This window comes from Bacteroides sp. AF39-16AC, assembly GCF_003602735.1.
Taxonomy (GTDB): Bacteria; Bacteroidota; Bacteroidia; order Bacteroidales; family Bacteroidaceae; genus Bacteroides; species Bacteroides uniformis.
This window is the reverse complement of sequence record NZ_QTLN01000022.1, coordinates 40493-56173: the sequence shown is the minus strand read 5'-3', so window position 1 is coordinate 56173 and position 15681 is coordinate 40493. Positions and strand designations below refer to the sequence as shown.

Below are 15681 nucleotides of genomic sequence, written 5' to 3'. Positions count from 1 at the left end.
TCTGCGGGTTCAAGTCCCGCTGCGAGTACTGTACTTTTATAAAAAAAAATTTGGCAGAAACGGGAAAACTGTTTATCTTTGCACCCGTTCTCCAAATGCGGAAATAGCTCAGTTGGTAGAGCATAACCTTGCCAAGGTTAGGGTCGCGAGTTCGAGTCTCGTTTTCCGCTCTCTTTTCCCTTTTTAGGATGCTCGAATGGTGGAATGGTAGACACGAAGGACTTAAAATCCTTTGGCCATTGCGGCTGTGCGGGTTCAAGTCCCGCTTCGAGTACTCGATTAAGCTCTGTGAATCATTGATTTGCAGAGCTTTTTCTTTATAAGCTCTTGATATGAAAGACCGTTTCCCTATAGCGAACAAAGTGTTTCCCTTAATAGAACAAGTTGTTTCATTATGGCGAACACTTTGTTTCCCTTAACAGAACATTTCGTTTCATCATATGAAAACAGACTGTTTTTCCTTATTGGAACAAACTGTTTCTCTATACTTGAACAAAGTGTTCATCTCTGTGAACTAACAAACTAACTATAATACTATAGTAGATGATATGCGCGTGGCACTTGGTAATATGTGCTTGCAGATGAAATAAAAGAATCTATATAAATAGCCTCCTCTTTATTGTTCAGAACAGCTTGGGGCGTTTGTTATTGAACCGATAGCCGATACCCAACATCAGATAATTGGGCTCATGAAATTCCCGGAGGTTATATCCTATATGGAGATACGAATTGCGTGTTACGTCTATTTTCAGGGCAAGAATCTGATAGAAAGACTTCATGTCACCGCCGCCGTGCAGAACATTGGCTCCCAGACCGATACCTACCGTGAAGTAAGGCATGACAAATTCTCCGCGGGCAGATAAGCCCAATGCCATCTGCTTCTTGGCGGGCGGAGTATAGAAGCCGTTCTCTTCTTCGTACGATTCTTTCATGTTCGCACTGTGGTCGTATACGCCGTCCAGCGCCACACCGGCACGGAATTTATAGCCGAAGTTGTACATGGGTGCAAAGCTGAAACCGAACACGTTGTAAGTGCCGGGTGCGGGTACCTGGCCACTACTGCCCTCATGGGCCACTGCTTTCTTTCGCCAGGAGCCGAACAAAGTCAGGTCGTAGCTGACGTGGCGGGGGAATGGAGGAACGATAGGGCGTTGCCATGATTGGGCGAGCTCATCCGCTCTGCGGTTAAAGTTATATACCAACCCCACTTTGCAGTCCACCGTGTTCAGACCGGAGTTGGGATATTGGGTATTTCCGTTGGAAAAGTGGCTTCCGGTAGTTCCTATCATCAGGTCGAACTTGGGGGAGAGTGCCCACTTTAAGTAGAGGTTCACATTGAGATAGGCATTCACTTTCGAGCCGATAATCTGGTTCTCCGGGTTGTCATATTCATCGTAGGGTTTCCAGCCGAACGATGCGCCGAAGTTCCATTCATAGTTCAAGGATATGCGGGGGCTGAATTGGGCGATGCGTCCCCCTTGAAACAGATAGACCGCCAGCGGGTTGCCCAGCTCTTCCGGATTGCCGAAGTTGAAATAGCCGACTCCAATCCCTTGATAGGCTCCTATATAAGCCTGGTCGGCAACGGTGTGGGGACGGAGCTGGAAGGAGTATTTCAGATGGCCGGCATAGGCATTTTTCATGGCCTTGTATTGGTGGTTGGAGTACTCCAGAAAAGGGCTGGTCTGAAAAATATAGCCAGCACGCCCTTCTACGCCTAATCTGTGGATGAAGCGCTGTGAGAAAGGGAGTGTATCCCGTTTGTATTCCGAATGACTATCGGATGTCCATTGTTGGGCGTATATTGTATCAGACAAGAAAAGTACCGCTCCTAAGAAAGCCAGTATTTTCCATATCTGCGTTCTATTTTTCATATGCCGTGTCGGTCTTTCTTGTTTATAAATGTTCCAAGTGAAGTTTAATTTCGTGCAAATATAGTTCTTTTCTCCTTTTGGTATTCACAATGAGACAACTATTTGTAAAAAGAGGGGGTAAAACGGAAATCGTCAATAGAATGGCCGACTTCGGTTTTATCCCCTCCTTATTCATTCACCCGGATGTTGTCTTATGATTCAGATACTGGGTGGCGAGTATTATTTCCGGTCGTTCTCCCGGATTTCCACACGGCGGATTTTCCCGCTGATGGTTTTGGGGAGCTCATCAACAAATTCGATGACACGCGGGTATTTGTAGGGAGCCGTCACTTTCTTCACATGGTTCTGCAACTCCTTGACAAGCTCTTCTTCGGCGCGTGCCTTGTACTCTTTTGCCAACACAATCGTAGCTTTTACCACTTGGCCGCGGATTTCATCGGGCACACCGGTAATGGCACATTCCACTACGGCTGGGTGGGTCATCAATGCACTTTCCACTTCGAACGGGCCGATGCGATAACCGCTACTTTTGATAACGTCGTCGGCGCGGCCCACGAACCAGAGGTAGCCGTCTTCGTCCTTCCAGGCTACGTCTCCCGTGTAGTAAATGCCGTTGTTCCATGCCTCGTGGGTACGGTTGGCATCGCGGTAGTATTCCTTGAACAATCCCAGCGGTTTGCCTTTGTCGGTACGGATTACAATCTGTCCCTGCTCACCGGCTTCCACAGAACGGCCGTCGTTGTCTATCAGGTCTACGTCGTATTGCGGATTGGGCAATCCCATGCTGCCGGGTTTCGGTTCCATCCAGGGCATGGTGGCGACGGTGAGGGTCGTTTCGGTCTGTCCGAAACCCTCCATCAACTTGATGCCCGTCAGTTTCTTGAAGGTCTCGAATACAGCGGGGTTCAAGGCTTCTCCGGCGATGGTGCAGTATTCCAGGCTGGATAGGTCGTACTTCGTAAGGTCTTCGTGAATGAGGAACCGGAAGATGGTGGGCGGTGCACAAAGCGACGTGACGTGATAATCCTGTATCTTCTCCAGTATGGCTGCGGGAGTGAACTTCTCGTGGTCGTATACAAATACGTTGGCACCGGCAATCCATTGTCCGTAGAGCTTGCCCCACACGGCTTTTCCCCAACCGGTGTCGGCAATGGTGAGGTGTAGGCTGCTCTCTTTCAGGTTGTGCCAGAAGCTGCCGGTGACGATATGTCCCAACGGATAGGTGAAGTCGTGGGCCACCATTTTGGGCTCTCCGGTAGTACCGCTGGTGAAGTACATCAGGGAGATGTCATCGTTCGTGTTCGGATGTTCCGGTTTCACGAAAGGAGCGGCGGCCTCGATACCTTTGTGGAAGTCTTCGAATCCTTCGGGAGCTTCCGGCCCGACGCTTACGAGGCGTTTCACAGAAGGAGACTCTGGCATAGCTGCCGTGATATGGTCGGTGATGACGCTTTCGCCGGCACAGACTATCATTTTAATGTCTGCGGCGTTGCAGCGGTATACGATGTCTTTCTTCGTCAGCAGGTGGGTGGCGGGAATCACCACTGCACCGAGTTTGTGCAGTGCCACAATGCTGAACCAGAATTCATAACGGCGTTTCAGTATCAGCATCACCATGTCTCCGTGCCCGATGCCGAGGCTTTGGAAATAGGAAGCCGTCATGTCTGTGTACCGTTTCATGTCGGCAAAGGTAAACTGCCGGCATTCGCCCTGGTCATTGGTCCACAACAGTGCGGGTTTGTCGGGCTGCTCGGCGGCCCAGGCATCCACTACGTCGTAGCCGAAGTTGAAATTCTCCGGTACGTTTATCTTCAAGTTCTTGATGAAGTCCTCCTGTGAGGTGAAGGATGTTTGAGATAAAAATCTTTCTACCATAACTTTATTACATGATTACTGCCAGGAATTTTACAGTCTTTCCGTCAAGCGCCTTCATGCCGTGCGGCAGTTTGGAGTTGAAGTATAGACTGTCTCCTTCGTTTAAGATTAAGTCTTTGCCGTCGATGCTGACCATCATACGGCCTTCCAGTACGAGGTTGAACTCCTGACCGGTATGGCTGTTGTAATGTATCGGCTCGCTGTCCGGTTTCGGTTCTACGGTCACGATGAACGGGTCTGCCGTGCGGTTGATGAAACCGGCTGCCAGCGATTGGTATTTATATGCCTTGGTACGTTCTATACTGGTTCCTTTTCCGGCACGTGTCAGGAAGTAGGAGCTCATTTTGGGCTCTTGCCCAAACATCAGTGCGTCCAGTGATATGCCGTAGTGCCGTGCTATCTTCTGCAGCATGCTGACCGAGATGTCGAATTCTCCGGTTTCGGCCAGACGGTACTCTTCTGCAGAGATGTCGCAGTCGCGGGCGATATCGTCGGCAGTCAGTTCCAATACGTCACGCAGTCCGCGCAGGCGTTCGGCTATTTGTCTGATTTGTTCGTCCATAATTATATTTTTTTAATGGGTTGTTATTAAAGTGTGGCAATGTGCCAATAGGCTGCACAATGTTTAATTATACCGTAGCTCATAGGCATATCGGGACATCGTTACATTAGCACATTAAATATCATTTACTCGCTTTGATGGCTTTAATCACAGTGGAGGTGAATCCTTCATGTTCCAGCTCGTTGATTCCCTTGATGGTAATTCCTCCGGGGGTACACACCTTGTCAATCTCAACACTGGGGTGCGTGTCGTTGTTCAGAATCAGCTCGGCTGCCCCTTTCACGGATTGTGCCACCATGCGCATGCCGTCTTTGGGATAGATACCCATTTCAACGCCGGCCTGCATGGCTGCCTGGATATACTTAAGCACGTAGGCGATGCCGCAGGAAGTCATGGCAGTGGTTGCCGCAATCTTTTCTTCGGGAATGAGCATGGCGAGTCCCATCTGGTTGAAAATGTCCAGCATCAGTTGCTCCTGCTCCTTGGTGGCATTGCGGCTGGCGATGAGTGTCATGCTTTCCATCTCGCTGATGGCGGTATTGGGAATAAGACGGAACATGGTCATTTCTTTGTCTGCTACATAGTGTGTCAGCTCTTCAAAAGGAATGCCGGCTGCAACGGATATAAGAATCTCTGTGCCTTTTAGTTCCAGTTCCTTTATCACTGGCTCCATCAGCCATGGCTTCACGGCAAAGATTATCATATCTGCACCGGCTGCCGCTTCCTGGTTGTCATTGGTCACTTGCAATGCGGGGAATTCTGCCTTCAGCTTGTCCAGCTTGCCCTGGGTGGGGTTGGAGACAATGATGTTACCGGCAGGGATGATTGTTCCTTTTGCCAGCCCTCGGGCAATGGCTCCCCCCATATTTCCTGCACCGATAATTGCTGTTTTCATATCTTTTTGTTGTTAAAAGAGTTGTTTTGCTGGCAAAGGTAGATAAATTTTCTACAAAAAACGACCGAGAGAGAAAGGTATTCTGCTTTTCGGTCGTTTCTTTTGCTGGCTGATTATTTGTGTCAAATATTAAAGTACTTTCTTGAAGCGTTCCAAGAATTCCTTTGCTTCATCCATGCCGAGGCACAGAGGCGGCAGCAGGCGAAGTACATTCGTACCGCTTACACCGGTGAATACATGCTGCTCTTTCAGTAGTCTTAGGCGCAGTTCCTTGATGGGTTCTTCAAATTCCAGCCCTATCATGAGTCCGCGTCCGCGAACGTCCTTGATTTGAGGGAATTTCTTTAGTTCCGTTATCAGGAAGTTGCCGACTTGGGCTGCATTCTCTATCAGGTTTTCCTGCTCTATCACATCCAGCACGGCAAGGGCGGCACTGCAAGCCAGGTGGTTTCCGCCGAAAGTGGTTCCAAGTTGCCCGTATACTGGTGTAAACATTGGGCTGATGAGTACGCCTGCCATCGGGAAACCATTGCCGATGCCTTTTGCCACGGTGATGATGTCGGCTTTGATGCCGTTGTACTGATGGGCGAAGAACTTGCCGCTGCGTCCGTAGCCGCTTTGGATTTCATCGAGAATCAAGACCGTGTTGTGTTCCGTACAAGTCTGGCGGAGAGCCTGCATGAATTCGTCTGTCGGCAGTTGGATGCCGCCTACACCTTGTATGCCTTCGATAATCACTGCGCAGACATCTCCTTTGGACAATTCGGCCTTCATGGCTTCGATGTCGTTCAACGGGAGGTAGGTGACGTGCCCGCAGTTGTTGATGGGAGCGATGATTTTAGGATTGTTCGTTACTTCCACCGCCAGTGAGGTACGTCCATGGAATGCTTTTGAGAAGGATATCACACGGGTACGGCCATTGTAGAAAGAGGCGAGTTTCAAGGCGTTTTCATTGGCTTCGGCACCGCTGTTGATGAGGAAGAATGAGTAGTCGTCATAGCCACAGACTTTTCCCAAGCGTTCTGCCACTTGCTGTTGCAGCTTGTTAATTACTGAGTTTGAGTAGAATCCTAACGTAGCAACTTGGTTACTCACCATCTCTACATAATGTGGATGTGCATGTCCGATTGAGATGACTGCATGGCCACCGTAGAGGTCGAGGTATTCGGTACCGTTCTCGTCCCATACATGGCAGCCTTTTCCTTTGACGATGTTGATGTCAAAGAGAGGGTATACGTCGAATAAATTCATTTTTTTTAGAATGCAGAAGGTTTCAACCGTAATCCTACGGTCTCTTCCAGGTTAAACATTAAATTCATGTTGTGGACTGCTTGTCCGCTGGCACCTTTCAGGAGGTTGTCGATGCAGGAAATGATAAGCAGCTTGTCACCGTGCTTCTCCAGGTGGATGAGGCATTTATTGGTATTCACCACTTGTTTCAGGTCAATGTTCTTTTCCACGACAAATGTAAAGGAATCTTTGGCGTAGTATTCTTCGTACATACGGATGATTTCTTCCAGAGCCACTTTGGTCTTTACTACGATGGTAGTGAAGATACCGCGCGGGAAGTCACCCCGGTAGGGGATAAAATCTATTTCTGCATCGAAACTGTTTTGCAGCTGGCGGAGTGATTGCTTGATTTCGGGCACGTGCTGGTGCTCGAAAGCTTTGTAAACACTCATGTTGTTGTTGCGCCAGCTGAAGTGGCTCGTGGCACCCGGTTTCACTCCGGCACCCGTACTTCCGGTGATGGCATTCACCATGATGTCATCATTCAGCATCAGGTGCTTGGCGAGCGGCAGCAGCCCCAATTGTATGCAGGTGGCAAAGCAGCCCGGATTGGCTACATGCTTTGCCTTGCAGGTGGCGCGGCGGTTCAGTTCCGGCAAGCCGTAAATGAAGTCGTGGTCAGGAGAGGCTATGCGGTAGTCCATGGAGAGGTCGATGATTCTCAGCTCCTCGGGCACGTTGTGGCTTTCGAGGAATTTTCTCGTGTCGCCATGTGCCGTACAGAAAAACAGCACGTCGATTTCTTCCAACGGAAGCTGGTCGGTAAATACCAAATCTGTTTCACCGTACAGTCCTTCGTGTACATCAGTAATTTTGTTGCCGGCGTTGCTTGAACTGTTTATGAATACGATTTCCGCTTCCGGATGGTTGAGCAGTAAACGTATCAGTTCGCCTGCCGTGTATCCGGCTCCGCCGATGATTCCTACTTTAATCATTTCTATAATATCTATTGGATTCTTCTGGTATGATAATCAATAATATAATGTATATAATTACACCTGCAAAAGCAGTAAAGACGGTAGCGAACGTATAAACGATGCGTACTAAAGATACGTCAAGTCCGAAAAAAATTGCCAGTCCTGCACATACACCGGAAAGTATTCTTCCGGTTCGGGGACGTGTCAGTTTCCGTTTCTTGTCCGTCATTTAGATTTTCTCGTCTTTGTGATTTGAATAATATGCACGCAGTGCCGTGGAGGTTACTTTGATGAATCCCTTGGCATCTTCTGCCGTCCAGCCTTTCTGCATTTCGCCGTATTCGCCGAACTTGTTTTTCACAAGGTCGTCCTTGCTTTCTACACCTACGGTAGAGAAGCAGAGTGGGTGAAGCTCGAGGATAGCCGTACCGTTTACGTTGCGTTGCGAGGATTCCAGCATGGCTTCGATGTCGCGCATTACCGGTTCCAGATATTGGCTTTCGTGCAGGAACATGCCGTACCAGTTGGCTACCTGGTCCTTCCAGTATTGCTGCCATTTGCTCAAGGTATATTTCTCCAGGAACTTGTGTGCGCCGATAATCAGCATGGGTGCGGCAGCTTCGAAGCCTACACGGCCTTTGATACCGATAATCGTGTCGCCTACGTGCATGTCGCGGCCGATGCCGTATGCTGCACCGATCTCTTCCACTTTCTGGATGGCTTTGATGGGATCGTCGAATGTCTCGTCGTTCACGGCTTTTAGTTCCCCCTTCTCAAAAGTGAGGCGCAACTGCTCGCTGCCCTCTTTGGTGCAGTGTTTCAGGTAGGCGCTTTCGGGCAATCCTTGTGCAGAATCCAGAATCTCACCACCACAGATGGAGGTGCCCCACAGACCCACGTTATAGGAGTATTTCAGTTTGGTGAAGTCGGCGGCAAAACCGTGTTGGTTCAGGTAGTCAATCTCTTCCTGACGGCTCAGTGCCATGTCGCGTGTCAGCGTAATGATTTCCACGCCCGGAGCCATGACGAGGAAAGTCATGTCGAAGCGAATCTGGTCGTTACCCGCACCCGTAGAACCATGAGCGATGGCATCGGCGCCGATTTCGTTGGCATAGCGTGCAATGGCCAGTGCCTGGAAGATACGTTCGGAACTTACGGAGATGGGGTAGGTACCGTTACGCAGTACGTTTCCGAATACCATGTATCTTAGGCTTTTTTCGTAGTACTCTTGCGTCACGTCAATGGTGACGTATTCTTTGGCACCCAGCTTGTAGGCATTCTCCTCGTTAGTCTTCAACTGTTCGGGGCTGAAACCGCCAGTATTGGCACAAGCTGCATATACTTCGTATCCTTTTTCTTTGGCAAGATACATGACCGTGAATGAGGTATCCAAACCGCCGCTGAATGCGACTACCACTTTTTTCTTCTTTTCCATATCCTTATATTTTTATATTTTATCTTCTTCGTGCAGCTTCGGGTCGTAAAGCATTGCTGTGCAGATGCAGAATTTACGGTTCTTGGCTACCAATATATCATGGTTGATACAGCCTTCGCAACCTTTCCAAAAAGATTCATCATCGGTCAGTTCGTTGAAGGTGACGGGCACATATCCCAGTTCGGTATTCATTTTCATGACGGCTGCTCCACTGGTGAGACTGAAAACTTTGGCATTTGGCCAGCGTAGGCGTGCCAGGCGGAAAGAGGCGGTCTTGATACGTTTTGCCAGCCCCAGCCCCCGGTATTTAGGGTGTACTATCAGACCGGAGGTCGCTACATATTGCTTGTTGCCCCAGCTCTCTATGTAGGTAAAACCAGCAAAATCGTCTCCACACAAGGCTATGATGGCCTTTCCTTCTTTCATCTTAGTAGCTACGTATTCGTGTGTGCGTTCTGCGATGCCCGTTCCGCGTACCTTGGCAGCTTCCCGGATGGTATCCAAAATCTTGTCTACGTAAACTTCATGTGAGGCGTCAGCCACCATCACATCAATTTGTTTCGAATCCATTTCTTATTTAATTTCTTGTTTTTTGTTGTTATCTATCATTTAATGTTCGGGATGATTTGCGATAGGAAGCTGCGTACCTCGTCATGTGACGCCGCTTCGTGCACCACCAGCATGATGGTGTCATCTCCGGCAATGGTACCCAGAATGGCGGGACACTCCCGGTTGTCGATGTCGTAGGCCATGCTGCTGGCATATCCGGGCCGGGTACGGATGACGGCAATATTGCCCGAAAATTGAAGTGAAACGAATCCGCTTGTCATCAACATCTCACTTGCACTCTGGTCGTTCGAACGTTTATACATGATGTTGTTGGGCAGCACATATACGTATTTACCGTTCATGTTCGCTGCTTTCGCTACTTTCAGCTGTTTCAAGTCGCGTGACAAGGTGGCTTGTGTCAGTTCAAAGCCTTCCTTGCTCAAAGCTTGCAACAGTTCTTCCTGAGAACTGACGTCTTTGCTTGAGATAATCATCTTGATGGCGTCTAACCGATTGGCTTTTTTCTTCATTTTCTGTATAATTATTCTAAGAGTGGCGCAAAATTAGGGATTATTTCGGAAAGAATATGCAAAAAAGAGACTTTTTTCTTTGTTTTATGTATGTATTGTGCATTTTTCTTTGAAAGATGAGCTTTATTTGTTCTGGAAGGCAATAATCTTAGAAATAAAAAAGTGCATTTTGGGACTACCCTCTATTCTCTTTATTTTGTCTTATGCATATACTGGAAAAATACATAGATGATTGTTTTATAAAACTAATGCAGATGATTTTTGTATATACATTTGATTTTATCTGAAGGTAAATCCGGGGCTTTGATAAGGATTCGGGCTTCATCCATGGCGTTTTTTGTTTATAAGTCTGATAAACTTTATTTGGAATAGATTAATCTTTTTCTGTAATCGATGGTCAGTGTTATTATAAAATATTACTTTTGCTTTAATCTTATAATCAACCAACATAGAGGAACAATATGGTTTTCTTGATAGAAAGTATTAATAATTAAGAATTTACCCTTTGTCACTTTAATTACTATGGAAAAATATATTATTGAAAAACTGAGATTAGGAGATGAACAGGCATTTAGATATATATACGATTGCCATTACATTCTTCTTTGTCGTTTTGCATATCAACTGTTGGATGACGTTGCTTTAGCAGAAGAAATAGTGGATGATACTATCTTCTATTTGTGGGAGCATCGTACTGACATTGAAATAACCTTTTCCTTACGTGCCTATTTGATGCGTGCAGTGCGTAATCGCTGCCTGAATGAATTGAATTCACAAAGGCATCGCAAAGAACTTCATTTCTCTTCTTTTATGCTTCCAGAAAATATGGAATTTTTAGATAGTGTTTTTGTGGAGGATAATCATCCTTTAGGTACTTTACTTGAGCAAGAGTTGGAAGAAAAATTATTGAAATGTATTGAGGAACTTCCAAAAGAATGCCGTGCGGTTTTTAAGAAAAGCCGTTTTGAACAAAAAAAATATGAAGAAATAGCAGATGAACTGAAAATATCGGTGAATACAGTTAAGTATCATATTAAAAATGCTTTAGCATCCATTCAATTACATATGGGAGACTATCTGAAACTGCTGATATTGTATATGTTTTGGGAAAATTGAAAAAAATACATTTTAGACTACCCTCTTTCTTTTCTATTTTGTCTTACTTATAAACGTACTTGTAATTATGTATACAGAAGAAAAATATAACGATATAGATAAGCTGATAGCATCGTATTTATCCAATGAATTGGATGAAAAATCCTTTTCTGAGTTAAAGCGGTGGAGTATGGAGTCAGAAACTAATCGTATTTATGTACGCGATCAGTTGGAAATTTGGTTCTCTTCAGGCGTATTGAGCGATAAGACCTTCTTTAATAAGAATGAAGCATTTGATTTATTTAAGCAACGGGTTGCTGAGGCTGGAAGGAATAAAAGACTTCGACGTTTTTCTTGGAAAGTGATATATCGCGTAGCCGCTGTAGTTTTACTTTTGTTGTTGCCTTTGGCTACTTATTGGCAAGGAAAGGAGGTTGTCAAACATAATTTTGCAGATATGGTAGTAGAGGCTCCATTAGGAGCACGTACTAAATTATATTTGCCGGACGGCACATTAGTATGGTTGAATGCAGGTTCTAAGATTGTTTATTCGCAGGGATTTGGTGTAGATGATAGAAACTTGTCTTTGGAAGGAGAAGGGTATTTTGAAGTTACTAAAAATGAGAAGATTCCTTTTGTTGTTGAAACAAGGGAACTTAATTTGAAGGTGCTTGGAACGAAGTTTAATTTTAAAAATTATCCAGAAGACGAGGAGGTTACTGTAAATCTGATGGAAGGAAAGGTCGCTTTGCAAAATGAACTGAAAAAGATGCCCGCTTTGTATCTGGCTCCTCGAGAAAAAATGGTTTTGAATAAACGAACTGGTATAATAAAGAAATCGAAGACCCATGTAGAATATTCAAATGCCTGGTCTAGGAATGAATTGTTTTTTGATGAAGAATTGTTGGAAGATATTGCGAAGAAATTGATGCGTAGCTATGATGTGAAAATACAAGTGGCTGATTCTTTGCGGAACAAACGATTCTATGGTAGTTTTAAAATAATAGGAAACACCATTGACGAAGTACTTCAAACAATAGCTTCTACCAATAGAATGCAGTATAGGTATGAAGATGAAAAATATATTTTATATTGATTTTTGAGAATGAGTAAATGTGTTGAACCTTAAAAACATTGAAGACATGAAAATAAATCCTTCCGGCTGATGCGATGAAGGCACTTGAGTAATAAAATGGAGGGTGCGGCAACACCCCCCCAGATTAAAAGTCAAGTAGTCTTGATAGAGATCACCTTGAATTTAAGATTATGCAAAGATAGTGAATCTTTAAATAATCTTGTTAATTACCTTAGTTATTTAATTAAAAATCAGGAGTATTATGAGATATTTTAAAAGGGCTATATTAATAGCCTCGGCAGCGCTTTGCTTTAATTTATCGGCCTTTTCGCAAGATATAACGCTGAAAGCCAATAATGTAACGGTAAAGGAGGCGATGGAGCAGTTGAAGAAATCGTCTGGATATTCATTTGTATTTTCATCGGCAGATGTCAATACAAAGAAACGTATCTCTATATCAGTAGAAGATGCAGGTATAGAAGAAGTTATAAAACAAATTCTGCAGGGACAAAGTGGATTTAGTTATGAAATTCAGGGTAAAAAGATTATTATAAAAAAAGCGCAGACAGGAACTGTTTCTTCTGCGCAAGAGGGTAAGGTTAGAGGACGTATCGTTGATGCTACCGGTGAACCGGTAATCGGCGCTACGGTTAGGGAACAAGGTACATCCAATGGTACAACTACCGACATTGACGGTAATTTTACCTTGGATGTAGCTCCTAATGCCAATTTGGAAGTGTCTTATATTGGTTATCAGACCCAGGTCTTGAAGGCCCAGAGTGGCAAAATGCTTGCTGTCACATTGAAAGAAGATACACAGTTACTGGATGAGGTTGTGGTTATCGGTTATGGTACGACAACACGAAAAGATTTCACAGGCTCTGTGTCATCCATGAAGTTGGAAAATTCGCCAGTAGCGCTGGTTGCTAACACGAATGCTTTGGAAACTCTGAAAGGTTCCGTGGGTGGTTTGGATATTGGTGCTACTAATACAGCTGGTGGTCAACCTTCTATGTTAGTCCGGGGACAAAATTCTATTTCGGGTAATAATGACCCGTTACTGATTGTGGATGGTGTGATTTTCTTAGGTAGTTTAAATGATATCAACCCCAATGATATAGCTACAATTGATGTCTTGAAGGATGCCACTTCTGCGGCAGCCTATGGTTCACGTTCGGCAAATGGTGTTATTGCTATCACTACTAAACGTGGTAAATCGGGTAAGCCTGTGATAAATTTGAATATGACAGGTACAATGCAATCTTGGCATCGTCAACCGGAGTTCATGAATGGCAAAGACTATTTACAGATGCTTCATGATAAAAATGGAACTACTGTAGAGTCGCTGAGTGCACAGCAGAGAGCTAACTATGAGGCTGGTCATGAGACTAATTGGTTAGATGAGATCTCCCGTACTGGCTGGTTGCAGGACTATCAGGTATCCGTATCGGGTGCAGGTGAAAAGATGAATTATTATATGTCCACTTCTTATACGGATAATCAAGGGATAATCATTGGCGATGACTTTTCTCGTTTTACAATGATGGCCAAAATCAGCACGGATATTACAGATTGGTTGGAAGTGGGTGCAGATGCCTCTTATTCTTATTCAGACTATTCGGGAGCAGGTGCTGAGTATAACAGAGCGGTTCTTCTTGGTCCGTACGATGTAATGTATCGTAAAGGCACTAATTTGTTGGAAAGATTCCCTTTAGGTTCTAATGAATTTGAAAATCCATTATGGAAAGACCAGTCTGGTACTTATGATAATTTGGATACTAGACGTACGTTCCGAATCAATGCACATGCTGTGGTTAAGCTGCCTTGGGTAAAAGGTTTGAGCTACCGTTTCAATTATTCAGCTTACATGAATGTGAACGATGGCGCCGAATTCTACCATGAAGGATATTATGCTCCATTGGGTGCTTATGATGATGACTCCCGTTATTCTGCAGAAACCGTTTATTCTAAATTAGGATCAACAAATGGTTATTATCAGAATACAAGAGCGAATAGCTGGGTAGTGGATAATATTTTGAATTATAAGAATACGTTCGGTAAACATACCATTGATTTGACCGCTGTTGCTACTCGTGATAGTAAATTTGACAGATGGGATAAAATGGAGGGACGTGATTATGTAGCTAATGGCAATACGAACTTGGGCTATAATGGCTTGCAATATGCTACAACACAAAAGACCACTACTGGCATTACACGTCGTAGAAATGCCGGTTATTTTGCCCGTGCATCCTATTCTTTTGACGATGCTTATTATCTTACAGCTTCTTATCGTAGAGATGGTGCTTCAGTTTTTGGTGCGGATAATAAATGGGGTAATTTCTATGCTTTCGGCGGTGCATGGCGTGTTACTCATGAGAAGTTCATGGAGAAAGTTCGTTTTTTGAATGATTTGAAACTTAAGTTATCCTGGGGTAGAAATGGTAACCAGGGTATTGATCCTTATGGAACTTTGTCCGAGGCTGTTATCGGCCCGGGTGGTGGCATTGCTTATCCTTTTGGAAACTCTACGGTACCTTCATTTGGTATAAAACAAAATTCATTGGGTAACAGCGGTCTTGGATGGGAGACGACTAATTCGTGGAACTTCGGTTTTGAGTCGGCTTGGTTGAACAACCGCTTGTTTGTTAACATGGATGTGTATTTGTCAAGAACTACTGACCAAATATTCAATCGTACTATTCCTTCAATGACAGGTTTTGATTCTATGAAATCAACAATGGGTGAAGTTGCTAATCGTGGGGTGGAATTCAGTATTCATTCTGTAAACATCGAGAATAAAGATTGGCGATGGGATACTAATCTTACCTTTTGGCTGAACCGTAATGAATTGGTTCATCTATATGGTGAGGATTTGGATGGTGATGGTAGAGAAGATGATGATTTGGGGAACAATCTATTTATTGGGCACTCTATTCATTCTATCTATGGTTACAAGGTGGCGGGTATTGTGCAGAAGGATGATACAGAATACATACAAGCCAATGGCGCTACCCCGGGTAATCCGAAATATGTGGATGTAGATGGCAATGGAACCATTGGTGTGGAAGACCGTACCATACTGGGTACATCAGACCCTCGTTTCAAGATGAGTTTGTCAAACACCCTTTCATGGAAGAATTTTGAATTATATTTTATGCTTACCGGAACGTTTGGAGGAAATGGATATTATGTAAGTGAAAATGCTCCGGCTTTCCTTGCTGGTGGTGGTGGCGGTGGAGCCTATTCTAACAATATGTATATACCCTATTGGACAGAAGAACGTCCGAGCAATAAATATCCTGCGGCAAACTTTAGTGGTGATGGACGTTTCAAAGGTTTACAAAGCCGTGCCTTTGTTCGTCTGCAGGACATTACATTGTCCTATACCTTTAATTCTGCTAAAATAAAGAATTTCGGTATCAATAATTTGCGTGTCTTTTTTACTGGAAAGAATCTGTTCACGATTACAGGTTGGGAAAATGGAGATCCTGAATTAGGTAATACAATTTTATCTTCTACGTATCCTATTTCAACAAATCTCTCGCTGGGAGCAAACATTAGTTTCTAAACTTTATACTTTG

The 15681-nt window shown here is 44.7% G+C and carries 13 protein-coding genes and 2 tRNA genes; 5 read left to right on the top strand and 10 right to left on the bottom strand.

From position 1 onward, the window contains the following. The first annotated feature begins 97 nt into the window (after nucleotides 1–97). Together DW039_RS16135 and DW039_RS16130 are read left to right on the top strand one after the other, a co-directional pair. Nucleotides 98–170 (top strand) — tRNA-Gly (locus DW039_RS16135). Between the two features lie 20 nt (nucleotides 171–190). Then, nucleotides 191–274: transfer RNA gene (locus tag DW039_RS16130), tRNA-Leu, on the top strand. Between the two features lie 349 nt (nucleotides 275–623). Here the strand turns inward: DW039_RS16130 and DW039_RS16125 are convergent. The 10 genes from DW039_RS16125 to argR all read right to left on the bottom strand — a co-directional run bounded on the left by DW039_RS16125 (nucleotide 624) and on the right by argR (nucleotide 9927). Continuing rightward, a complete protein-coding gene (locus tag DW039_RS16125; RefSeq protein ID WP_009037780.1) occupies nucleotides 624–1874 on the bottom strand; it encodes an acyloxyacyl hydrolase in 1251 nt (416 codons plus the stop codon). A gap of 219 nt (nucleotides 1875–2093) precedes the next feature. Then, nucleotides 2094–3749, bottom strand: coding sequence for an AMP-binding protein (locus DW039_RS16120; RefSeq protein ID WP_005825134.1), 1656 nt, complete (start codon nucleotides 3747–3749; stop codon nucleotides 2094–2096). 7 nt (nucleotides 3750–3756) lie between these two features. After that, the gene (locus DW039_RS16115) at nucleotides 3757–4311 is read right to left on the bottom strand and encodes a helix-turn-helix domain-containing protein (protein ID WP_005825132.1); all 555 of its coding nucleotides are present in this window, start codon (nucleotides 4309–4311) and stop codon (nucleotides 3757–3759) included. Between the two features lie 121 nt (nucleotides 4312–4432). Continuing rightward, the gene (proC, locus tag DW039_RS16110; RefSeq protein WP_005834777.1) at nucleotides 4433–5206 is read right to left on the bottom strand and encodes a pyrroline-5-carboxylate reductase; all 774 of its coding nucleotides are present in this window, start codon (nucleotides 5204–5206) and stop codon (nucleotides 4433–4435) included. Nucleotides 5207–5335: 129 nt separating this feature from the next. After that, nucleotides 5336–6457, bottom strand: coding sequence for an aspartate aminotransferase family protein (locus DW039_RS16105; protein ID WP_005825124.1), 1122 nt, complete (start codon nucleotides 6455–6457; stop codon nucleotides 5336–5338). Nucleotides 6458–6462: 5 nt separating this feature from the next. Continuing rightward, nucleotides 6463–7431 (bottom strand): N-acetyl-gamma-glutamyl-phosphate reductase, encoded by a 969-nt coding sequence (gene argC / locus DW039_RS16100; RefSeq protein WP_005834778.1) that lies wholly within the window; start codon nucleotides 7429–7431, stop codon nucleotides 6463–6465. Beyond that, entirely contained in the window at nucleotides 7424–7642 is a 219-nt protein-coding gene (locus DW039_RS16095) for a PspC domain-containing protein (RefSeq protein ID WP_005834779.1), read from the bottom strand. The genes argC and DW039_RS16095 overlap by 8 nt, the downstream gene beginning before the upstream one ends. Beyond that, complete coding sequence (locus DW039_RS16090) at nucleotides 7643–8848, bottom strand: argininosuccinate synthase (RefSeq protein WP_035449833.1); 1206 nt, start codon at nucleotides 8846–8848, stop codon at nucleotides 7643–7645. Nucleotides 8849–8860: 12 nt separating this feature from the next. Next, nucleotides 8861–9418, bottom strand: coding sequence for a GNAT family N-acetyltransferase (locus DW039_RS16085; RefSeq protein ID WP_005825115.1), 558 nt, complete (start codon nucleotides 9416–9418; stop codon nucleotides 8861–8863). Nucleotides 9419–9453: 35 nt separating this feature from the next. Further along, nucleotides 9454–9927 carry an arginine repressor gene (gene argR, locus DW039_RS16080; RefSeq protein ID WP_005825113.1) on the bottom strand — a complete coding sequence of 158 codons (474 nt, stop codon included), beginning with the start codon at nucleotides 9925–9927 and terminating at the stop codon, nucleotides 9454–9456. Nucleotides 9928–10449: 522 nt separating this feature from the next. Here argR and DW039_RS16075 point away from each other — a divergent pair. The 3 genes from DW039_RS16075 to DW039_RS16065 all read left to right on the top strand — a co-directional run bounded on the left by DW039_RS16075 (nucleotide 10450) and on the right by DW039_RS16065 (nucleotide 15668). Further along, complete coding sequence (locus tag DW039_RS16075; protein ID WP_016272534.1) at nucleotides 10450–11043, top strand: RNA polymerase sigma-70 factor; 594 nt, start codon at nucleotides 10450–10452, stop codon at nucleotides 11041–11043. A 67-nt stretch (nucleotides 11044–11110) separates the two neighbouring features. Beyond that, nucleotides 11111–12118 carry a FecR family protein gene (locus DW039_RS16070; protein ID WP_057281361.1) on the top strand — a complete coding sequence of 336 codons (1008 nt, stop codon included), beginning with the start codon at nucleotides 11111–11113 and terminating at the stop codon, nucleotides 12116–12118. 241 nt (nucleotides 12119–12359) lie between these two features. Next, a complete protein-coding gene (locus DW039_RS16065) occupies nucleotides 12360–15668 on the top strand; it encodes a TonB-dependent receptor (protein WP_117713833.1) in 3309 nt (1102 codons plus the stop codon). The last annotated feature ends 13 nt before the right edge of the window (nucleotides 15669–15681 follow it).